Genomic DNA, 19,251 nt, shown 5'->3' on the forward strand with positions numbered 1-19,251 from the left:
GCGCCAACTGTGTCGGTGGTCCTTATCGGCCCTCGTTCCGCATTGCAAGCGCTTCTGCGGCGGAAACCGGACAGGACCGCGCCGTGTCAGCCGTTGCCGATGGCCGCCAGCAAGGCCTGCAGGCCAGAGCGGATACCCAAATCGACAAGGGCAAAGAAGATCGCCGTCAGCGTGGCCATGATGAACACCATGATGGTGGTCAGAAAAACCTCTCGCCGTGTCGGCCAGACGATCTTGGCCACTTCGGCCCGGACCTGCTGGATGAACTGAAGCGGATTGGTGGTTGCCATGCTGCGTATTCCCGTGCGTATCGACGTTTGTGCGGAAATACGCGCAGACGCCTGCAAATACAAGTCCCGCACCCCGCCCCCGTCCATGACGCCGGATTCTCACCAAAACGCGACCGAATTACCAAAAGCGTGATGGAACCGGTCACGCCCCCTACGGGTTACGCGCCCGCGCTTCCTTTATCTACGTATATCTACGTAAGCCACTGGCACAAAATATTTTTTTTCTTTGGAACGACTAGTGCCTCGCCTCGTTGTCTACCCAGAGCCGCCGGGGAACAGAGCCCCGGCACAAAGAAACCAGAAGCAAAGGAGCCATCTCATGACTCGCTTTCTTACCGCTACCGCAATCGCCGCCCTGTTGGGCACTGGTGCACTGGCACAAACCCAGTTGGAGACCAGCACGATCGAAAGCTTCCTGCCCCGCGTCAAGGTTGAAACCCTGACCGACCAGCAGATTCAAGGACTGATGGTCATCGCTCAAGGCGGAGACTCGGAATCGGAGAAGGGCCTTAAGATGCGCGGCCTGGTGACTGAAGCCAACCTTGAAGCGATCGACACGGTCGAGATCGAGGTCCAAACTGAACTGACCGAAGCCGAGCGCGCGGAAATCGGCCGCTATGCCCCTGAGTTGGACATTGCAATGCTGAGCGACATCGACATTCAGCGTCTGCAGAATGCGATCGACAACGGCGACAACACGGAAATCGAAACTGTGGTGCGCGACCTGATGGCCAACTGACAACTTCGCTGCACATCCTGCACAAAGGGCTGCCTTCGGGCGGCCCTTTTTTCGTGGCCGGCCTTTCGGTCCGCATCGTGTTGTCCGCACTGCGGGCTTTAGGTGTGTCTGGATGTTGGCAGGGGCAGAAGGGTTCGAACCCTCGACCTACGGTTTTGGAGACCGTCGCTCTACCAGCTGAGCTATACCCCTAAGGCCGTGTCGTGGGGTACGCCAACACGAAGGCGAAATCAAGAGGTCAAAACGAGGGTTTTTGCCAAGTGTTCCTCGGGCCGGTCGCGCCAAAACCTCATCGGTTTGCGCACGCTCATTCACGGATTTCCGCACGCCACCTCACGGCGCCGGGCTCGCACTGAAACAAACCGGCGGTTTGCGCTCCAGAAGCCTTGGTGCAATTCCTTGTGATCCGAAAAAACTGCGCCGTTAAATCACGGAATCTGCGAGCTCGAAGACCCGTCTGTAACGCGCCAGCGGCAGTCTGTATTGGGCCGAACCACTGATGTGCAACGGCGCACACAGACATGTCCACTGCCCTGAATTTCAATGACAAATCGGCGTTACTCAGTGCGATCATCCTGTGATTTTCCTTTTCCCAGAACGACCCCAGTTTGTCTGGTGTCGGACGAACAGCCCGGCACGAACAAGCCGGGGCGCCGTCGTCCCCAGAAACCAGACCAAAAGGACTTCATCATGAAAACCCTCATCGCTTCCGCCCTGATCGCAACCGCAGCTTTCACCGGCACCGCTTATGCAACCACATCGCCCTCCGTCGACCGCGATGCCCAGTACATCGTCCCCGGCGCTGACTTCTCGAATCTCTCGACCGCCGATGTGCACTTCATCAACAACATCGTTCACGGCAATGGCAGCAACGGTGAGAAGCGCGCCCAGATCAAATCGATCCTGCAGTAATGCGGGCTTCCTGAGCGTCGCGAATTCACTCCCTGATCCGCGACGCTCACTTTTCCCTTCGCGGCAATGACCGCCATCCAATCAGATCAATAAAGGACTTCATCATGAAAACCCTCATCGCTTCCGCCCTGATCGCAACCGCAGCTTTCACCGGCACCGCTTATGCGACCACGTCGCCCTCCGTTGATCGCGATGCCCAATACATCGTCCCCGGCGCTGACTTCTCGAATCTCTCGACCGCCGATGTGCACTTCATCAACAACATCGTTCACGGCAATGGCAGCAACGGTGAGAAGCGCGCCCAGATCAAATCGATCCTGCAGTAATGCGGGCTTCCTGAGCGTCGCGAATTCACTCCCTGATCCGCGACGCTCACTTTTCCCTTCGCGGCAATGACCGCCATCCAATCAGATCAATAAAGGACTTCATCATGAAAACCCTCATCGCTTCCGCCCTGATCGCAACCGCAGCTTTCACCGGCACCGCCTATGCAACCACATCGCCCTCCGTCGACCGCGATGCCCAGTACATCGTCCCCGGCGCTGACTTCTCGAATCTCTCGACCGCCGATGTGCAGTTCATCAACAACATCGTTCACGGCAATGGCAGCAACGGCGAGAAGCGCGCCCAGATCAAATCGATCCTGCAGTAATGCGGACAACGGCTCTGTCGACGCCCTTCCATGTAGCGCGCGGCAGAGCCATGCCCCATATCGTCCCGTTGCGGCAGACCATGCGTCGGGCGCTTCGGCAAAACCAAGGAAATGGACATGAAAACCCTGTTTTCATCAGCTCTGTTCGGAACTGTCGCGCTGTCTGGCGCGGTGCAGGCATCGCTGCCTGAAAACCCACTGCCTGTCGCGGTCTACTCCCTGCCCGGCTCGGATTTTTCGACCCTCGGGCGCAGCCACGTTACGACACGGATCAGTGTCACAGCCAGCCAGTACGCCACGATCATGACGGCCCCGGCCAGAGACTAAGGATCGCTCCTGCGCCCTGTCGGCGCTGGACAACAACGAAAAAGCCGCCCTCACGGGCGGCTTTTCCAATTTCGATTCGGCTTCTCGGGCTGTCGGCCCTGGGATACCCGTGGCCGACAAAACCGCAGTAACCGTCAGTCGATGATTTTCGACACGACGCCGGAGCCAACGGTGCGGCCGCCTTCGCGGATGGCGAAGCGCAGGCCGTCTTCCATCGCGATCGGGGCGATCAGCTCGACGTTGAACTTCAGGTTGTCGCCCGGCATCACCATTTCGGTGCCGTCGGGCAGTTCAACCGTACCGGTCACGTCGGTGGTCCGGAAGTAGAACTGCGGGCGGTAGTTCTTGAAGAACGGTGTGTGACGACCGCCTTCTTCCTTGGTCAGGATGTAGACCTCACACTCGAACTTGGTGTGCGGGTTCACCGACTTCGGCTTGCACAGAACCTGGCCGCGCTCAACGCCTTCGCGGTCGATGCCGCGCAGCAGGACGCCGACGTTGTCGCCAGCTTCACCGCGATCCAGCAGCTTGCGGAACATTTCGACACCGGTACAGGTGGTCGAGGACGTGTCACGGATACCAACGATTTCAATGGTATCGCCCACGTTGATCACGCCACGCTCGATCCGGCCGGTCACAACCGTACCACGACCCGAGATCGAGAACACGTCTTCGATCGGCATCAGGAACGGCATGTCGATCGCGCGCTCGGGCTGCGGGATGTACTCATCCACGGCCGCCATCAGTTCGCGGATCTTGTTCTCGCCGATTTCCGGATCGCGGCCTTCCATCGCCGCCAGCGCGGAGCCCGCGATGATCGGAATGTCGTCGCCCGGATAGTCGTATTCGGACAGCAGCTCGCGGACTTCCATTTCCACCAGCTCGAGCAGTTCCTCATCGTCGACCTGGTCGACTTTGTTCAGGAACACGACCATGGCGGGGATACCCACCTGGCGGCCCAGCAGGATGTGCTCACGCGTTTGCGGCATCGGGCCGTCGGCGGCGTTCACGACCAGGATCGCGCCGTCCATCTGCGCAGCACCGGTGATCATGTTCTTGACGTAGTCGGCGTGGCCGGGGCAGTCGACGTGCGCGTAGTGGCGGTTGTCGGTTTCATACTCGACGTGTGCGGTCGAGATGGTGATGCCGCGGGCTTTTTCTTCCGGTGCGCCGTCGATCTGGTCGTAGGCGCGGAAGTCACCGAAATACTTGGTGATCGCCGCTGTCAGCGTCGTCTTGCCGTGGTCAACGTGGCCAATCGTGCCGATGTTGCAGTGCGGCTTGCCGCGTTCAAACTTTTCCTTACCCATCTTTCAGACGCCTCACTGTTGGGGGGCCCGACGTGCCCCGGGAATTTCATCGCGCGCCGTTTATTGACTCGGGCGGAGAAAATCAAGCGACACTTGGGTGTGCCGCTCTCCGTTCGTCAGCCCTCAGCAGCCGCCAGAGATCTTTGGCGCGTTGGCGGCGGGTTTGTAGTCCTCGGTAAACCAATCGTCGCTGGCCATCATTTCACGCAGCCATTTTTCGATGTCCTTCGCGGCGCTTTCGGCCAGTCGCTGCATCTGTTCCTCACGGGTCAGTTCCAGCCGCGTCTCAAACACCTGAATCACCATGACGTCATGAACCTTAGGGTTCATCTTGATGCAGTTCGCGTCATCGAAAATCGTCACGATGACGTGCAGGGCCGATTTGCCCGGAACGATCGGGGGCGGCAGGGAATATGCCATCACCTTGACCCCCAGATGATAATAAGTGTCCCCTTCGAAACGGCGGAACCGGGCTTCCAGCGCGCCATCCACGGCCTCGATCCACTCTTCGGGGGTGGCATCCCGCGACACCAGCAACTTGTTAGGCGCGGGCTCCTCTGCGACGACCGTAGCGTAGGCGAGCTGGAAATTCCCCAAAGGCTCGGTCGGCCCGTTCAGGTCCTGCGTGGCATCCGTGCAGGCAACCAAACCCAGTGTCAGAAGCAATACGGCAGCGATCCGGATCATAAACATCCCTCCTTGGCGGCACCCCGACAGGCACCAATCGCCTGCGTGCATTCACCCGCCGAATTTGTCGACCCCCGTCCGCCGCCTATGTTCGCAACAGCGACCAAGGAGCCACATTTGGCTGTGGCTCTGGCGAATGGCCACATCCGCAAGCCGGTGGACATCACGGCAGAATCTCGCCCCAGCCGTCCGCCCTCTGGCGGTGCAGACCCGGGGATCACGTTTTCGTCAGTCCACAGCATTGACCGGTACGCGCCGCCTGCAGGCAGAGGCTCCGCCGGTCCAATCGCCGCGCCTTCCATTGGAAAATCCATAGCGCTACGCGCGGTTCGCTCCTGGAACCCACAGCACATCAGCGCGGCCGTCGTCGTTGGCAATTCGCGCCGCCACAAAGAACCAATCCGACAAGCGGTTGAGATACTTCACCGCATCACCGTTCACCGTCTCAATCGTTGCCAATTCGACCGTGAACCGTTCAGCACGGCGTGCGACTGTCCGGCAATGGTGCAAATGGGCCGCCAGCGCTGACCCGCCAGGCAGGATAAAGCTGCGCAGCGGCTCCAGCGCGCCGTTCATAACGTCGATTTCCGATTCCAGACGGGACACCTGTGCCGCCGCCATGCGCAGCGGTGGATAGTCGCGCTCGGCGTCCTTTTCCATGTCGGGCGTACACAAATCAGCCCCCAGATCGAACAGATCGTTCTGAATCCGACTCAGTTGCGCATCCATCTCACCCTCGGCCTGTAGCCGCGCCAGACCGACGACCGAGTTCAACTCATCCACAGTGCCATAAGACGTCACCCGCGTAGAGAATTTTGCCACCCGCGACCCATTGCCCAGCGCCGTTTCACCGCCATCCCCGGTTCTGGTGTAGATCTTGTTCAGAACGACCATGGTCAGCTCCCTCTTATCCAGACAAACAGCAGGATCAGCACGACAGCGATGAATTGCGCCGCAATCCGCCAGCGCATCGCCTTGTTGGCATATTTCTTGTTGAACGCACCGCCCTTGGCAAAACTGCCGATGCCAAAGAGCAGCACCGCCAGAACCGCCAGCATGGCAACGGCGACAACGATAAAGAGCGGATCATTGGCCATAACGCCTCCTGAGACTTTCCGAGTGACATAGCGGAGCGCCGGGAAAAAGCGAGGGGACGGAAAGTCACCCCTTCGCCACCATCCAGTCCAGAACCCGCGTCGGCAACAGACGCCGCGCCGCCTCCATCAGCCATGTGGCACGGGTGACAAAATAGCGCGGGCGCGGGCGCGGGCTTTCCAGTGCGTGGATCAGCTTGGCCGTCACGGCAGAAGGCGGCATTTCGAAGGTATCGGGTTTGCCGCGATCCTCATACAGACGCTGCAACAGACTGTCTTTGTATTGCGCAGCGCGGGGGCTGGCCTTCCAGTCAATCCAGCGCTCGAAATGCGGGATCGAGTTCTGGCGGATCTTTGACGTGATCGGCCCGGTATTAAAAAGGACGACATGGATCGGCGTGTCGCGCATTTCGATCCGCAGGGTACTGGTCAGACCCTCGGTCGCAAACTTGGCGGCATTGTAGGCGGACCGCCAAGGGGCCACGACGATGCCCAGAACGGAGCCGTTGTTGATAATCCGCCCGTGACCCTGCGCCCGCATCACCGGGATCACACGGCGGGTCAGATCATGCCAGCCAAAGACGTTCACCTCGAATATCTCGCGCAGGGCCTCGGCGGGCAGATCCTCTGCCGCGCCGGGCATCGCATAGGCCCCATTGTTGAACAGCGCATCCAGCGTGCCGCCGGTCGCCGCCAGCACCTCTGCCAGCGCCGCGTCAATGCTGGCTGCATCGCTGTAGTCCAGTCGCGGACTGTCAAAGCCTTCGGCCCGCAACCGCGCGCAGTCCGCCTCTTGGCGGCAGGAGGCGAACACCCGCCATCCCCGCGCCTTCAGCCCATGCGCCGCGTCATAGCCAATTCCCGAAGAGCAGCCCGTGATAAGGATGGATTTTTGTGTCATGCGCGCCCTCTACGGCGCAGGTGGCGAAAAGGAAAGAGGCGCGGTCCCAACGATAACACGCCCCCTTACAATCCCCCGTCAGTTGGGAATGTTCAGGAAATCGTCCGACATCCAGCCTTCGGTTTCGGCATCGACAAGCCGCAGCTTGACCCAGCCGTCTCCGGTGTCATCCAGCACCTCGACCTCGATGCCTTCATCAAGTTTGGCAACGATGCCGTAGGACGTCGCCGGTCCGTCGCGCAGGTTCACGCGGCTGGCTGAGACAACCCGCAGGTCTCGCTCTTCTGGCACGAACTCAGGGGCAAGCGCGCCACCCATCTTTGTTCCCAGCGGAAGCGAGGTGCCCAGTCCGGCAATCCGCTGCATCGGTGCATCCGGATCAAACGGATCTTCGTCTATCGGGATCGCCCCGGCCAAGGCCAGCGCAATTTCGTCTACAGGCTGGGCGGCGGGCTGAACTACGGAGTCGGCAAAGAGGGCCGCCGGGGTGACCTCTGTCATCAGGGTTGGCGCGGCACCCGCCGCAGGGCCCACAGGCGGCACTGTCGCCTTCACCGACTTGGACGGCAGCGGCTCACGGACACTCAACGACGTGATGCGCGGCGCGGGACCGGGGGTGTTTTTCGTGGCCGGGATCGGCTGCAACCCCGCAAGCGACGGCCGGTCGGGCACGGCAGACGGGGCGGTGGTATCGACGTCGGCGAGGATCGATACACCGTTGTCGCCCGGAACGAAATCGCGGCCACCCGACAGCGCGTACCATGCCCAGCCCAGTACTGCGAACGTCACCACCATGATCCGGACCATGTTCACTCCCACCACCTGCCAATCCTCTGTCGCATTCGCCCCCCCCCCGGAGCGCAGCCCCGTGTTTAAGCGATTCCCCGATTTCCTCTAAGGGAAAAACCCGGATTATTCCCCGGCCCCACTTGCTGCGGCGACGTGGCGGGAATATCACCACATCTATGGATGATGACGCCGACACCCCCAACATGCCCGAACGCAATCTGGCAGAGCCGCTACGCCGCGCGATTGGCGAGCGTTATCTGACCTATGCACTCAGCACCATCATGCATCGGGCATTGCCGGACGCACGCGACGGGCTGAAGCCGGTTCATCGACGTATCCTATATGCAATGCGCAGGCTGCGACTTAGTTCCACAGGCGGCTTTCTGAAATCCGCCAAGATCAGCGGCGACACCATGGGGGATTTCCACCCGCATGGCGACACGGCGATCTATGACGCCATGGCGCGCCTCGCGCAGGACTTCACCATCCGCTACCCGCTGGTCGATGGCCAAGGCAATTTTGGCAACATCGACGGCGATAACCCGGCGGCCAGTCGTTATACCGAAGCACGCATGACGATCATGTCAGAGGCGCTGATCGAGGGGCTCGACGAGAACTCCGTCGATTTCCGTCCCAACTATGACGGCCGCCTGATGGAACCGTCGGTGCTGCCAGCCTCGTACCCGAACCTGCTGGCCAACGGGTCCAGCGGGATCGCGGTGGGCATGGCCACCAATATCCCGCCGCATAACATCAGTGAACTGATCGACGCTTGCCTGCATCTGATCCGCTCACCGAACGCAGTGGACGACACGCTGATGCAATACGTCCCGGGGCCGGATTTCCCGACCGGCGGCGTGATTGTCGAACCGGCGGAGAACATCGCAGAGGCCTATCGCACCGGGCGCGGCAGCATCCGCCTGCGCGCGAAATGGAACGTCGAGGATCTGGGACGCGGCACATGGCAGGTTGTCGTGACCGAGATCCCTTATCAGGTGCAAAAGTCCAAGCTGGTCGAACGCATTGCTGAGTTGATCCAGACCAAAAAGGTGCCGATCCTCGCCGATGTGCGGGACGAAAGCGCCGAAGACGTGCGCATGGTGCTGGAGCCACGGTCAAAAAACGTCGATCCCGACGTGTTGATGAACATGCTGTTCAAGAACTCGGACCTCGAAATCCGCTTTTCGCTGAACATGAACGTGCTGATCGACGGCGTCACGCCCAAGGTCTGCTCGCTCAAAGAGGTGCTGCGCGCCTTCCTCGATTTCCGGCGCGACGTGCTGATCCGCCGGTCGCGTCACCGGATGGCCAAGATCGATAACCGGCTTGAGGTGCTCGAAGGCCTGATTGTCGCCTTTCTGAACCTTGACCGCGTGATCGACATCATCCGCTATGACGACGACCCCAAAGTCGCCTTGATGTACGAGGATTGGTCGCGCCCACATCAGGCCACGCTGACCCGCGCCACGGACGAAAGCGATTATGTCTCACCGCTGATCGGTGTGGACGTCGCCGCGCTGGAACTGCGCGAGGATCCAGAGGCCATCGCGCGGGGCGTGCTGGCCGATGACGGCACCGACGCCAAGGTGCCCGCGCGCTTTGTCGGCCGGTCCGAGGGTCTGTCCGATGTACAGGCCGAGGCGATCCTCAATATGCGCCTGCGGTCGTTGCGCCGCCTTGAGGAACTGGAACTGGTCAAGGAACGCGACGCCCTGATGGAAGAGCGCGCTGGCCTTGAGGATCTGCTGGACAGCGAAGACCTGCAATGGAAGCGCGTCACGGACGAGCTGAAAGAGGTCAAAAAGAAGTTCGGCAAAGGTCTGGATCGCGGCGCCCGCCTGACCGCCCTTGCCGAGGCCGGAGAGGCCGAGGAAGTTCCGCTGGAGGCGATGATTGATCGCGAGCCGATCACGGTCGTCTGTTCGCAGATGGGCTGGATTCGCGCCATGACCGGGCATATCGCGCTGGACCGCGAGTTGAAGTTCAAGGACGGCGACGGCCCGCGCTTTATCTTTCACGCCGAAACCACCGACCGCCTGCTGGTCTTTGCGTCCACGGGCCGGTTCTACACCGTGTCGGCGGCGGCTCTGCCGGGCGGGCGTGGCATGGGTGAACCGCTTCGCCTGATGGTGGATCTGCCGAACGAGGCAGAGATCATCGACATCTTTATCCATAAACCGGGTCGCAAGCTGTTGGTGGCCTCCTCAGCGGGCGACGGATTTATTGCGCCCGAGGATGAAATCATCGCCCAGACGCGGACTGGCAAGCAGGTGCTGAACGTGCGCGCCCCGGCGCGGGCTTTGGTATGCAAACCGGTGACCGCGGATCACGTCGCCGTTGTAGGCGAGAACCGCAAACTTTTGGTTTTCCCGCTCGAGGAGCTGCCCGAAATGGGACGCGGCAAGGGTGTCCGCCTGCAAAAGTACAAGGACGGCGGATTGTCGGACGCGCGCACCTTCCTTTTGGAGGCCGGCCTGTCGTGGCAGGATCCGGCTGGGCGCACGCGCACCGTCGATGCCGCCGAGCTTGCGGAATGGATCGGAAAACGCGCCGGAACGGGCCGCATGGCACCGCGCGGTTTCCCGAGAGACAACAAGTTCAACTGAGCGTTTTGCGCGCGAAACATAACGCGTTATCAACAAGCTAAACTCATCTCTGGATGAAAATCCGTCAGAGATGAGGTCCCGGATCAAGTCCGGGACGGGGTGCGCTTGCCCCCTGTCGACCCCGCCCGCCCCGGACCTGATCCGGGGTCTGGGCGATGTACTCACAACACCGCAGTTGCACCCCAGCCGGGAAATCGCCACTCTGCCCGCAAGAGCGGCGGCAGGACGGAGACCGTTTTGGAAGGGCAGGACATATCTCCGGGCACACTGGCGCAGGCCGGTGGCGTCGCGCATGACATGCACGACACGCCGATGCCCACGCTATTCGCGGGCCGTCGCTGGCCGATCTTCAAGCTGACGCTGGGCACCGGCGTCCTGACGGTTTTGACCCTTGGCTTTTATCGGTTCTGGCAAAAGACCCGCATCCGGCGCTGGTACTGGTCCGCCATCCGCCCGGGTGATCATCCCTTGGAATATGTCGGCGATCCGTTCGAGAAACTGCTGGGGTTTCTTATCGCGGTGGTCATTCTGGCCTTCTACATCGGCATCGTGAACCTTGGCCTGATGTTTGCCAGCTTCGCGGTTTTTCAGGGCAATACTGCCGCCTATGTGCTCAGCTTTATTGGCGTGATCCCGATTTGGTTTTATGCCCGGTACCGCGCCCGGCGGTATGTGCTGGCACGCACCCGGTGGATGGGGCTGCGCTTTGGCCTTGCCCCTGGCGCGTGGGGTTATGCCCTGCGGGCGCTCTGGCACTGGCTGCTGACCCTGATCACGCTGGGACTGCTATGGCCGCGCATGACCTTCAAACTGGAAAAATACCGGACGGATCGCACATGGTTCGGCGATCACAAGATGGAACAGGGCGGGTCGTGGTTCATGCTGTTCTGGTGCATCAAATGGCATCTCATGGCGCTTGGCCTGTTGCTGGTGTCGACCGTGGTGCTGGGCGCGGGTCTCGTGGCGCTGGCCATCCTCGGATATGTCATGGCGGGCGTTTTGTTGGTCTTTGGCGCGGTGTACTACCGTGTAGAGACGCGCAAGCGCATGGCAGCGGCCAAGCGTCTTGGACCGCTGCGCCTGCACCTGACGCTGAACCCGCTACGGGTGTTTTGGATCTTGATCTCGGGCTATGCTCTTGCGCTGTTGGTCTCTTCCATTCCGACCGCCTTTCTGGTTGTGCTGTTCCTACGCCTGCAATCGGCGGACACCCTGACAGAGGTCGGGATGGAGGATTTGTCGCTGCTCTTTGCCGGTGCCGACCGCTGGCTGTTGGTCGGCCTGACCGCGATGAGCTATTTCGCCATTTTCCTGATCTGGTCGGCACTGACACAGGCCTGGATCACGTTGCCGATCACCCGTCTTTACGCGCGCGGTTTGCGTATCGACGGCGCAGAGATGCTACCGGCGATCCAACAACGCCCGCGCGATGAGCACGTCGAGGCCGAAGGCTTTGCCGAGGCGTTAGATGTGGGGGCCTCGCTATGAACAGGGGGGCGCACAGTGGCGCAATGCCACCGCCGCTTGAAACCAGCGGTGACTTCTATGACGGCGAAACCGCCGCCGCGCGCCCAGTCACCTTGCGCATCGACACCGACCGCCGCGTATTGACCGGGGACGGCATCGACTGGCCGGTGGACGACATCCGCGAGGTCATGGATCAGGCCGGCGGCGATCTGATCGTCTTGCGGCTGAAGGGCGATCCCGTCGCCCGTCTGATCCTGCGCCACGGCGACATTCGCCCACGCCTGCCCAATCGCACCCGGTCCGCACCGCTTGTCCGCCGTGGACGGTTGGTCGGTTGGGCGCTGGCAGCGGTTGCCTCCGTGGCGCTGATCCTGTTTGTTCTGATCCCCTTGATGGCTGACCAGCTGGCTGAATACATTCCACCCAGCGGCGAAAAGGCATTGGGAGAGGTCACACTGACCCAGATCCGTGAGGCGCTGGACGACACCGACCTGAACCCTGTCACCTTTTGCACCGCGCCCAATGGCGAACAAGCCCTGCGCAAGATCCAGGCCCGTCTGATCGCGCATGTGCCAACGCCGGTCGATCTGTCGGTACACGTCCTCGACCATGAGATGGTCAACGCCTTTGCCTTGCCCGGAGGCCAGATTGTCTTTTTCCGCGGCCTGATCGACGAGGCCGAAACCCCCGAGGAATTGGCGGCGGTCTTTGCCCATGAAATCGGCCATGTGGTCAGCCGCGACCCCACCCGGCATGCCCTGCGCTCTGCCGGGTCGATTGGGGTGCTGGGCCTGATCTTTGGTGATTTCGCAGGCGGCGCGGTTGTCCTGCTACTGGCCGAACAGTTGATCGAGGCGCAGTATAGTCAAGGCGCAGAGGCTGCGGCGGATGTCTTTGCCCATGATCTGATGATCCGCGCGGGCCTGTCGCCCGCCGCGCTGGCCGTCATGTTCGAACGGTTTCGCGCGCTGGGGGGAGACGCCGATGGGTTTATCGGCCATTTCCTGTCGCATCCCGGACTGGGCAACCGCATCGACGCCGCCCGCAACGCCGTGCCCGCCGGTTTCCAGCCCCGCCCGCTGCTCACCGCTGACGAGTGGCGCGCCTTGCAAGACATATGTTCCGGCGAAACACCCTATTGACGCCAATTCGCTTCAACCCACCAAGGGCAGGCATTCCCGACTTTACGCTTGGTCGCCCGCCCCTCATCGTGGTGGCAGTATCCGCGCACGCACAGTTTGCGCCCCACCCGCGACCGAGAGATTGTCACTATGAGTACTCCTCAAGATTCCATGGACATCCGTTACACGGGCGAAAAAGGCCCGCTGTTCAACCTTGCCTTCAAGACCGGTCTGTTGACTGTTGTCACGCTGGGCATCTACCGTTTCTGGCAAAAGACCCGCATTCGAAAATACATCTGGTCCTCGGTCAACGCGGGTGGCGACACGTTCGAATATACCGGAACCGGGATCGAAAAACTGCTTGGCTTCCTGATCGCCGTGGTCTTTCTGGCGATCTACATCGGCATCATCCAGATGGTCCTGTTTTACGCGGGCCTGAGTGTCATGGTTGATCCCCAACGCGCGTCACCACAGGAAATGATCGCCCAAACCATTGCACTCTATATCACCTTCTTCGCGGTGCTGCCGTTTATCCTGTATGCCGCCTATCGTGCACGGCGCTACAAGATGGCGCGCACCCGCTGGAGGGGCATCCGGTTCGGCATGGAAAAAGGCGCTTGGGGGTTTGTCTGGCGCGCGTTGGGATACGGCTTTCTGGCGGTGATCACGCTGGGCATCCTGACACCACTGCAAACCTTCAAGCTGGAGAAATATCAAGCGGACCGCAGCTATTACGGCTCTGCGCGCTTTACCCAGACCGGCAAATGGACCGATCTGTACAGTGCCATGAAACACCTGCTGATTGGCATTGGTATCCTTGTGGTTAGCGGATCTCTTGCCGTCGGCGCGGCCATATCAGAAAGCATCGGTCTGGCGGCATTTGGCGGGTTTGGCGTTTTTGTCGGTTACATCTGGGTCATCATCGGTAGCATCCACTACGGCGTGCAGTCCTTTGCCTACCTGACTGCGAACAAGGTGCTGGGCGACGACATCCGCTTTACCGCCGCGCCGCGCACCGGCTTTGTCATCAAGACCTACATCGTCGGCGGCCTGCTGGTGGGCCTTTTGGCCTCAGTCGCCTTCGGGATCGTCGCCACGATTGCCGCCGCCTTTATCCCGCTGCTGCAAAACGGGGGCGGCATCATCGCCTTTAGCATCGTCATGGCGGTTGGATATGTGGTGGCCTTGGTGCTGACGCAGGCACTTAGCCTGATCCTGATCACCCAGCCGATCTTGGCGCACTACATCGAAAAGCTGGAGATCGTGAACGCCGATAGCCTGAACCGCATCGCCCAGCGTGAGGCCGAAACCGGCGTTGACGCCGAAGGCTTTGCCGACGCGCTGGATATAGGTGGCGCGATCTGATGCAAAAGACAGAGGCGCATTTCTTTGATGGCCTCACGGCGGGGCGGCATGAGGTTCATGTCGCCCTGTCCGACGACAGGCAGGCCATGATCATCACCGGCGACTCGCTGGAGGCGCCGCTGCGCTGGTCCCTGATGGACCTGCGCGCGCTCAGCGACACCTCTCACAAGGGTCGCCTGACGCTCACCCGCCATGCCGATACCGCCGATGAGGCCCCGCGCGACCCTGCCCGCCTGGTCCTGCACGACCCCGATCTGATCGCATGGATGCACCGCACCCGGCCCGGCCTGTTCCGCCGGGATCTGCACAAGGGCACTTGGCGCAAGGTATTCCTGTATAGCGGCGGCGCGGTTGTCGCCGCCTGTCTGATGCTGTTTGTGATCCTGCCCGCCATGGCCAACACGCTGGCCCTGATCATTCCGGTCGAACGTGAAATCGCCTTTGGCAAGGTTGTCACCTCACAGATGGAGCGAATCCTTGGCCACGCCGACAAGAAATCGCTGCGCTGCGAGGATCCGGCCGGACGGGCCGCTCTGGACACCATGCTCGCGCGACTGACTGAAAACCAAGAGATGGATTATCAGATTTCGGCACAGGTCTTTGATCATGGTATGATCAACGCCTTTGCCGCTCCCGGCGGGCAGGTGGTGATCCTGCGCGGGCTGCTGGACAAGGCGCAAGGCCCGGATGAGGTGGCCGGCGTACTGGCGCATGAAATCGGCCATGTCGAATCGCGTGACGCCACACGCCACGCCCTGCGCACCGCCGGGTCTGCTGGACTGCTCAGCATGCTCATCGGCGATTTCACCGGCGGCGCCGCCATCGCGTTGGTGGGTGAGCACCTTATGACCGCCGCCTATACCCGCGACGCAGAGGCCGCCGCCGACCTGTTCGCGCTGGACATGTTGAAGGCCGCGAATGTGAACGCAACAGGGTTTGCCCGCTTCTTTGATGAATTGGACGGCTTACAGGGTTTTGAAATCCCGGCCTATCTGTCGAGCCACCCTGTCACCGCAGAACGCGCCGAACAGGCGCGCGGTTTTGCGCAATCCCAATCCGGCACGCGCCCGATCCTGAGCGATGTGGAATGGCAAGCGCTGCGCAACATCTGTCAGTGAAGCATGACGTCTTTGTCTCAGCAGGTCGCAGCCTCTTGGGGCAAGCGTCCAAGGCCCGCCGCCACCTGATAGCGCAATCGGCGAAATCGAATTGGGCGAAATGCCGAAAAACGTTCCGTCATGGCGACGCGGATTGACAATAACGCGACGATTTTTCGCTGTTTCCACCTGTCCGGGCGGGCTACACCACCGTGCAAGGAAGTTTCGCGGGCCCTCCCGCGGGCATGACAAACCTGAGGAGAGACACGCAGATGAAGGTCCTGGTACCGGTCAAGCGCGTGATCGACTACAACGTGAAAGTTCGCGTGAAAGCGGACGGATCGGGTGTCGATCTGGCAAACGTGAAAATGTCGATGAACCCGTTCGACGAAATCGCCGTCGAAGAGGCCATTCGCCTCAAGGAGGCCGGCAAGGCCGATGAGGTCATCGCGGTCTCTATCGGGGTCAAGCAGAGCCAGGAAACCCTGCGCACCGCGCTGGCCATGGGCGCCGACCGCGCCATCCTCGTGGTCGCCGCCGATGACGTGCACACCGACATCGAACCGCTGGCCGTCGCCAAGATCCTTGCCGCCATCGTCAAGGAAGAAGAGCCGGGTCTCGTCCTGTGCGGCAAGCAGGCCATCGACAACGATCTGGGCGCCACCGGGCAGATGCTGTCAGCTCTGCTGGGCTGGTCGCAGGCGATGTACGCCAACAACGTGGATATCGACGGTGATCATGCCGTGGTCACCCGTGAGGTCGACGGCGGCCTGCAGACCATCAAGGTCAAGATGCCGACCATCATCTCGACCGACCTGCGTCTGAACGAGCCGCGCTACGCCTCGTTGCCCAACATCATGAAGGCCAAGAAAAAGCCGATGGATGAAAAGACCGCCGCCGACTACGGCGTCGATGTCACGCCGCGTCTGGAAATCGTCAAGACCGGTGAACCGGCGGCGCGTGCCGCTGGCGAAATCGTTGGCTCTGTCGATGAACTGGTGGCAAAGCTCAAGGAAAAGGGGATCATCTGATGGCTGTTCTGCTGATTGCCGAAATTACCGATGGCGCGCTGGCCATGGATGCCACCGCCAAGACCGTCGCCGCCGCCAAGGCGCTGGGGGATGTGACCGTGCTGGCCGCGGGTGCATCTGCCAAGGACGCCGCCGCTGAGGCCGCCACGATCGAGGGCGTGTCCAAGGTGCTGCTGGCCGAGGATGACCTGTATGGTCACCGTCTGGCAGAGCCGGTTTCCGCTCTGATCGCCTCTCTCGCAGGCGACTACAGCCACATCGTGGCCCCAGCGACCACCGACGCCAAGAACATCCTGCCGCGCGTGGCCGCGCTGTTGGACGTGATGGTGCTGACCGACGTGACCGCCGTCATCGACGCCGACACGTTTGAGCGTCCGATCTATGCCGGCAACGCCATTCAGACGGTGAAATCGAAGGACGCGAAAAAGGTTATCACCTTCCGCACCGCGACCTTTGACGCAGCTGCCGCGGGGGGCTCTGCCCCGGTCGAGGACATCGCCACCGGCGAGAACCCCGATTTGTCCGCATGGGTCGAAGACAAGGTCGCCGCCAGCGACCGTCCCGAACTGACCTCGGCCGGTATCGTCGTGTCCGGCGGACGCGGTGTTGGCAGCCAGGACGATTTCGCCCTGATCGAAAAGCTGGCTGACAAGCTGGGTGCCGCCGTTGGCGCGTCGCGTGCGGCTGTCGATTCGGGATTTGCCCCGAACGACTGGCAGGTTGGTCAGACCGGCAAGGTTGTCGCGCCGGATCTTTACGTCGCCGTCGGCATCTCGGGCGCGATTCAGCACCTCGCCGGTATGAAGGACAGCAAAGTCATCGTCGCGATCAACAAGGACGAAGAGGCCCCGATCTTTCAGGTGGCCGACTACGGTCTTGTCGCCGACCTGTTCCAGGCCGTCCCGGAACTGACTGAAAAACTGTGATCTGACAGGGGCGCTGCCCCGCTATAGGAAACTGTCAAAGGCCCGCCTCACCGGCGGGCCTTTGCTATTAAGTTAGCGGTCAGTCATCCGGGCCAGCACATCGGCCAGGGCCGCGCTGACCTCTTGATGCGCAAGCGGCCCCATCAGCTCCTCTGCCGCGCAAGCCTCAAAGTCGCTGAAAACCATACCGCGCGTCCCTTCGATGCGCGCCGCGTCCGAGGCCACAACTTCGATCACGTGGCTCACCCTTGGGCGCAAGGTTTCGATCATGTCACGGTTCACGAACAAGGGATCGCCTTCCAAAGTTTCCGGGGTTTCGACCGGAACAGGATGGTCGGCGAACCACAGAAGGACGATGTCGCCCCGCAATTGCGTCAGCAGGTGCTTCATCCGCGCAGTCCATGCCGTGCGCAGTTCCGTCAAGACTTCGGCATAACGATCACTGGACGCCTCTGCGAGCCGCCCCAGCATGTGCCGTACAAAGTGAAATTCCGTGAAATCTATCTCTGGATACAGCGTCATCAGCCGATCAGAGGCGCGCAGAAAACGGTCGTTTCGGCGCGGATGAACCGAATAGAACCGGTTTGACAGGTTTTGCGCCCCCATGATCTGAACAACCTTGGCCTCCGCCCCGGAAATCAAATCCATCACCGACGGATCATTCAGATAGATATCCACACCTGCGTTAACCACACCGAAATTCGCGCAGGCTAATTTGATTCGAGTTTCCAGCAACTCCGGAAACGGTTGTTCGACAAAACGGCCATACGTCTCGGTTCCGCCGAGGAATGCCACATATGAGCCATCCAATTGTCGGCGCGGACCGCGAAACAGAACGCGCGAATTGCCATAACGGCACGGATAATATTCCAGGGACCCGTGGCCCCCGCCATGTACAGACATAATGCCCACCTCATTTATCTCACCCAACAGTGAGAATCGCGCAAAGCTCTTGCCATTTCCCTAAAGTGACAATGAGAGGAGAATCCGCTGCTCTTGCAGCCCTGCCCAAGGCGGGTCATGGTGGCGCTGGAAAAAAAGGGGCGGTCCATGGAAATCAAATCGGTTGGTATCGTTGGCGCAGGACAGATGGGAAACGGAATCGCCCATGTGATGGCGCAGGCGGGCTATGAGGTGCGTCTGAACGACATCAGCCAAGAGTCACTGGACAAAGCCGTTGCCACGATCCGACTGAACCTTGATCGGCAGGTCAGCCGCGAAAAGATCACGGCCGAAGAACGCGATTCGACGCTCGGCCGTATTCGCACCACCATGGACCTGCCGGAGATCGCCCAGACCGATTTGGTGATTGAGGCGGCGACAGAACGCGAAGAGGTCAAGGACAAGATCTTTGCCGCGCTGGTGCCGGAACTGAAGCCTGAAACCATCCTGACCTCGAACACATCTTCGATTTCCATCACCCGGCTGGCGTCCCGCACGGATCGGCCCGAAAAATTCATGGGATTCCATTTCATGAACCCGGTGCCGGTGATGAAATTGGTCGAACTGATCCGCGGCATCGCCACCGACAAGGAAACCTATGACGCCTGCCTGAAAGTGGTTCAAAGTCTGGACAAGACCGCCGCCTCGGCTGAGGATTTCCCGGCCTTCATCGTCAACCGCGTGCTGATCCCGATGATCAATGAGGCCTGCTATACGCTGTATGAGGGCGTCGGCAACGTGCAGTCCATCGACATGGCGCTAAAGCTGGGGGCCAATCATCCGATGGGGCCGCTGGAACTGGCCGATTTCATCGGCTTGGACACCTGCCTGGCAATCATGAATGTCCTGCATGACGGGCTGGCCGACACCAAATACCGCCCCTGCCCACTGCTGACAAAATACGTCGAGGCGGGTTGGCTGGGCCGCAAGACCAAGCGCGGATTTTACGATTATCGTGGAGAGGTTCCGGTCCCGACACGTTGATCGGCGACGGA

General features: G+C 60.9%; 21 protein-coding genes and 1 tRNA gene. 13 read left to right on the forward strand and 9 right to left on the reverse strand.

What is annotated here, in order from left to right; genetic code table 11:
* Nucleotides 1-86: 86 nt before the first annotated feature.
* Entirely contained in the window at nucleotides 87-290 is a 204-nt protein-coding gene (gene secE, locus ANTHELSMS3_RS03395) for a preprotein translocase subunit SecE (RefSeq protein WP_089280516.1), read from the reverse strand.
* A gap of 319 nt (nucleotides 291-609) precedes the next feature.
* Between secE and ANTHELSMS3_RS03400 the strand changes: the two genes are divergently transcribed.
* Entirely contained in the window at nucleotides 610-1,029 is a 420-nt protein-coding gene (locus ANTHELSMS3_RS03400; RefSeq protein WP_094033642.1) for a hypothetical protein, read from the forward strand.
* 116 nt (nucleotides 1,030-1,145) lie between these two features.
* Here the strand turns inward: ANTHELSMS3_RS03400 and ANTHELSMS3_RS03405 are convergent.
* Nucleotides 1,146-1,221, reverse strand: a tRNA-Trp gene (locus ANTHELSMS3_RS03405).
* A 498-nt stretch (nucleotides 1,222-1,719) separates the two neighbouring features.
* Between ANTHELSMS3_RS03405 and ANTHELSMS3_RS03410 the strand changes: the two genes are divergently transcribed.
* The 4 genes from ANTHELSMS3_RS03410 to ANTHELSMS3_RS03425 all read left to right on the forward strand — a co-directional run bounded on the left by ANTHELSMS3_RS03410 (nucleotide 1,720) and on the right by ANTHELSMS3_RS03425 (nucleotide 2,920).
* Nucleotides 1,720-1,941: a hypothetical protein gene (locus ANTHELSMS3_RS03410; RefSeq protein WP_094033644.1), complete on the forward strand. Its 222-nt coding sequence runs from the start codon at nucleotides 1,720-1,722 to the stop codon at nucleotides 1,939-1,941.
* Nucleotides 1,942-2,045: 104 nt separating this feature from the next.
* Nucleotides 2,046-2,267, forward strand: a complete 222-nt coding sequence (locus ANTHELSMS3_RS03415) for a hypothetical protein (protein ID WP_094033644.1) — start codon at nucleotides 2,046-2,048, stop codon at nucleotides 2,265-2,267.
* 104 nt (nucleotides 2,268-2,371) lie between these two features.
* Nucleotides 2,372-2,593 (forward strand): hypothetical protein, encoded by a 222-nt coding sequence (locus tag ANTHELSMS3_RS03420; RefSeq protein ID WP_094033645.1) that lies wholly within the window; start codon nucleotides 2,372-2,374, stop codon nucleotides 2,591-2,593.
* 117 nt (nucleotides 2,594-2,710) lie between these two features.
* Nucleotides 2,711-2,920, forward strand: a complete 210-nt coding sequence (locus ANTHELSMS3_RS03425; RefSeq protein ID WP_157733386.1) for a hypothetical protein — start codon at nucleotides 2,711-2,713, stop codon at nucleotides 2,918-2,920.
* A 134-nt stretch (nucleotides 2,921-3,054) separates the two neighbouring features.
* Here the strand turns inward: ANTHELSMS3_RS03425 and tuf are convergent, their stop codons facing one another.
* The 6 genes from tuf to ANTHELSMS3_RS03455 all read right to left on the reverse strand — a co-directional run bounded on the left by tuf (nucleotide 3,055) and on the right by ANTHELSMS3_RS03455 (nucleotide 7,719).
* Nucleotides 3,055-4,230, reverse strand: a complete 1,176-nt coding sequence (tuf, locus tag ANTHELSMS3_RS03430) for an elongation factor Tu (RefSeq protein ID WP_094033630.1) — start codon at nucleotides 4,228-4,230, stop codon at nucleotides 3,055-3,057.
* A gap of 123 nt (nucleotides 4,231-4,353) precedes the next feature.
* A complete protein-coding gene (locus ANTHELSMS3_RS03435; RefSeq protein ID WP_157733387.1) occupies nucleotides 4,354-4,917 on the reverse strand; it encodes a hypothetical protein in 564 nt (187 codons plus the stop codon).
* Between the two features lie 318 nt (nucleotides 4,918-5,235).
* Entirely contained in the window at nucleotides 5,236-5,811 is a 576-nt protein-coding gene (locus tag ANTHELSMS3_RS03440) for a cob(I)yrinic acid a,c-diamide adenosyltransferase (protein WP_094033648.1), read from the reverse strand.
* A gap of 2 nt (nucleotides 5,812-5,813) precedes the next feature.
* Nucleotides 5,814-6,014 carry a twin transmembrane helix small protein gene (locus ANTHELSMS3_RS03445; RefSeq protein ID WP_094033649.1) on the reverse strand — a complete coding sequence of 67 codons (201 nt, stop codon included), beginning with the start codon at nucleotides 6,012-6,014 and terminating at the stop codon, nucleotides 5,814-5,816.
* A 64-nt stretch (nucleotides 6,015-6,078) separates the two neighbouring features.
* Nucleotides 6,079-6,912, reverse strand: coding sequence for an SDR family NAD(P)-dependent oxidoreductase (locus ANTHELSMS3_RS03450; protein WP_094033650.1), 834 nt, complete (start codon nucleotides 6,910-6,912; stop codon nucleotides 6,079-6,081).
* 78 nt (nucleotides 6,913-6,990) lie between these two features.
* Nucleotides 6,991-7,719, reverse strand: a complete 729-nt coding sequence (locus ANTHELSMS3_RS03455) for an SH3 domain-containing protein (RefSeq protein WP_094033651.1) — start codon at nucleotides 7,717-7,719, stop codon at nucleotides 6,991-6,993.
* A 158-nt stretch (nucleotides 7,720-7,877) separates the two neighbouring features.
* On the opposite strand from ANTHELSMS3_RS03455, the gene ANTHELSMS3_RS03460 reads away from it, so the two are divergent.
* From ANTHELSMS3_RS03460 to ANTHELSMS3_RS03490, 7 genes are all read left to right on the forward strand, one after another.
* Complete coding sequence (locus ANTHELSMS3_RS03460) at nucleotides 7,878-10,307, forward strand: DNA topoisomerase IV subunit A (protein WP_094033652.1); 2,430 nt, start codon at nucleotides 7,878-7,880, stop codon at nucleotides 10,305-10,307.
* Nucleotides 10,308-10,544: 237 nt separating this feature from the next.
* A complete protein-coding gene (locus ANTHELSMS3_RS03465) occupies nucleotides 10,545-11,795 on the forward strand; it encodes a DUF898 family protein (protein WP_254694834.1) in 1,251 nt (416 codons plus the stop codon).
* Between the two features lie 23 nt (nucleotides 11,796-11,818).
* Nucleotides 11,819-12,916, forward strand: a complete 1,098-nt coding sequence (locus tag ANTHELSMS3_RS03470; protein WP_094036903.1) for a M48 family metallopeptidase — start codon at nucleotides 11,819-11,821, stop codon at nucleotides 12,914-12,916.
* 129 nt (nucleotides 12,917-13,045) lie between these two features.
* Nucleotides 13,046-14,260 (forward strand): DUF898 family protein, encoded by a 1,215-nt coding sequence (locus ANTHELSMS3_RS03475; RefSeq protein ID WP_094033653.1) that lies wholly within the window; start codon nucleotides 13,046-13,048, stop codon nucleotides 14,258-14,260.
* Nucleotides 14,260-15,378, forward strand: a complete 1,119-nt coding sequence (locus ANTHELSMS3_RS03480; protein WP_094033654.1) for a M48 family metallopeptidase — start codon at nucleotides 14,260-14,262, stop codon at nucleotides 15,376-15,378. Before ANTHELSMS3_RS03475 ends, ANTHELSMS3_RS03480 begins: the two co-directional genes overlap by 1 nt.
* A 251-nt stretch (nucleotides 15,379-15,629) precedes the next feature.
* The gene (locus tag ANTHELSMS3_RS03485; protein WP_094033655.1) at nucleotides 15,630-16,388 is read left to right on the forward strand and encodes an electron transfer flavoprotein subunit beta/FixA family protein; all 759 of its coding nucleotides are present in this window, start codon (nucleotides 15,630-15,632) and stop codon (nucleotides 16,386-16,388) included.
* Complete coding sequence (locus tag ANTHELSMS3_RS03490; RefSeq protein ID WP_094033656.1) at nucleotides 16,388-17,314, forward strand: electron transfer flavoprotein subunit alpha/FixB family protein; 927 nt, start codon at nucleotides 16,388-16,390, stop codon at nucleotides 17,312-17,314. Before ANTHELSMS3_RS03485 ends, ANTHELSMS3_RS03490 begins: the two co-directional genes overlap by 1 nt.
* A gap of 72 nt (nucleotides 17,315-17,386) precedes the next feature.
* Here the strand turns inward: ANTHELSMS3_RS03490 and ANTHELSMS3_RS03495 are convergent, their stop codons facing one another.
* Nucleotides 17,387-18,217, reverse strand: coding sequence for a DUF6473 family protein (locus tag ANTHELSMS3_RS03495; RefSeq protein WP_198319874.1), 831 nt, complete (start codon nucleotides 18,215-18,217; stop codon nucleotides 17,387-17,389).
* A gap of 147 nt (nucleotides 18,218-18,364) precedes the next feature.
* On the opposite strand from ANTHELSMS3_RS03495, the gene ANTHELSMS3_RS03500 reads away from it, so the two are divergent.
* Nucleotides 18,365-19,240, forward strand: coding sequence for a 3-hydroxybutyryl-CoA dehydrogenase (locus ANTHELSMS3_RS03500; RefSeq protein WP_094036905.1), 876 nt, complete (start codon nucleotides 18,365-18,367; stop codon nucleotides 19,238-19,240).
* Nucleotides 19,241-19,251: the final 11 nt, after the last annotated feature.

The sequence above is a fragment of the Antarctobacter heliothermus genome (genome assembly GCF_002237555.1).
Classification (GTDB): Bacteria; Pseudomonadota; Alphaproteobacteria; order Rhodobacterales; family Rhodobacteraceae; genus Antarctobacter; species Antarctobacter heliothermus_B.

What these genes read in the sequence shown, in the direction of transcription:
- secE (WP_089280516.1), bottom strand. Translation starts at nt 290, where the DNA reads ATGGCAACCACCAATCCGCTTCAGTTCATCCAGCAGGTCCGGGCCGAA.
- ANTHELSMS3_RS03400 (WP_094033642.1), top strand. Translation starts at nt 610, where the DNA reads ATGACTCGCTTTCTTACCGCTACCGCAATCGCCGCCCTGTTGGGCACT.
- ANTHELSMS3_RS03410 (WP_094033644.1), top strand. Translation starts at nt 1,720, where the DNA reads ATGAAAACCCTCATCGCTTCCGCCCTGATCGCAACCGCAGCTTTCACC.
- ANTHELSMS3_RS03415 (WP_094033644.1), top strand. Translation starts at nt 2,046, where the DNA reads ATGAAAACCCTCATCGCTTCCGCCCTGATCGCAACCGCAGCTTTCACC.
- ANTHELSMS3_RS03420 (WP_094033645.1), top strand. Translation starts at nt 2,372, where the DNA reads ATGAAAACCCTCATCGCTTCCGCCCTGATCGCAACCGCAGCTTTCACC.
- ANTHELSMS3_RS03425 (WP_157733386.1), top strand. Translation starts at nt 2,711, where the DNA reads ATGAAAACCCTGTTTTCATCAGCTCTGTTCGGAACTGTCGCGCTGTCT.
- tuf (WP_094033630.1), bottom strand. Translation starts at nt 4,230, where the DNA reads ATGGGTAAGGAAAAGTTTGAACGCGGCAAGCCGCACTGCAACATCGGC.
- ANTHELSMS3_RS03435 (WP_157733387.1), bottom strand. Translation starts at nt 4,917, where the DNA reads ATGATCCGGATCGCTGCCGTATTGCTTCTGACACTGGGTTTGGTTGCC.
- ANTHELSMS3_RS03440 (WP_094033648.1), bottom strand. Translation starts at nt 5,811, where the DNA reads ATGGTCGTTCTGAACAAGATCTACACCAGAACCGGGGATGGCGGTGAA.
- ANTHELSMS3_RS03445 (WP_094033649.1), bottom strand. Translation starts at nt 6,014, where the DNA reads ATGGCCAATGATCCGCTCTTTATCGTTGTCGCCGTTGCCATGCTGGCG.
- ANTHELSMS3_RS03450 (WP_094033650.1), bottom strand. Translation starts at nt 6,912, where the DNA reads ATGACACAAAAATCCATCCTTATCACGGGCTGCTCTTCGGGAATTGGC.
- ANTHELSMS3_RS03455 (WP_094033651.1), bottom strand. Translation starts at nt 7,719, where the DNA reads ATGGTCCGGATCATGGTGGTGACGTTCGCAGTACTGGGCTGGGCATGG.
- ANTHELSMS3_RS03460 (WP_094033652.1), top strand. Translation starts at nt 7,878, where the DNA reads ATGGATGATGACGCCGACACCCCCAACATGCCCGAACGCAATCTGGCA.
- ANTHELSMS3_RS03470 (WP_094036903.1), top strand. Translation starts at nt 11,819, where the DNA reads ATGCCACCGCCGCTTGAAACCAGCGGTGACTTCTATGACGGCGAAACC.
- ANTHELSMS3_RS03475 (WP_094033653.1), top strand. Translation starts at nt 13,046, where the DNA reads ATGAGTACTCCTCAAGATTCCATGGACATCCGTTACACGGGCGAAAAA.
- ANTHELSMS3_RS03480 (WP_094033654.1), top strand. Translation starts at nt 14,260, where the DNA reads ATGCAAAAGACAGAGGCGCATTTCTTTGATGGCCTCACGGCGGGGCGG.
- ANTHELSMS3_RS03485 (WP_094033655.1), top strand. Translation starts at nt 15,630, where the DNA reads ATGAAGGTCCTGGTACCGGTCAAGCGCGTGATCGACTACAACGTGAAA.
- ANTHELSMS3_RS03490 (WP_094033656.1), top strand. Translation starts at nt 16,388, where the DNA reads ATGGCTGTTCTGCTGATTGCCGAAATTACCGATGGCGCGCTGGCCATG.
- ANTHELSMS3_RS03495 (WP_198319874.1), bottom strand. Translation starts at nt 18,217, where the DNA reads ATGTCTGTACATGGCGGGGGCCACGGGTCCCTGGAATATTATCCGTGC.
- ANTHELSMS3_RS03500 (WP_094036905.1), top strand. Translation starts at nt 18,365, where the DNA reads ATGGAAATCAAATCGGTTGGTATCGTTGGCGCAGGACAGATGGGAAAC.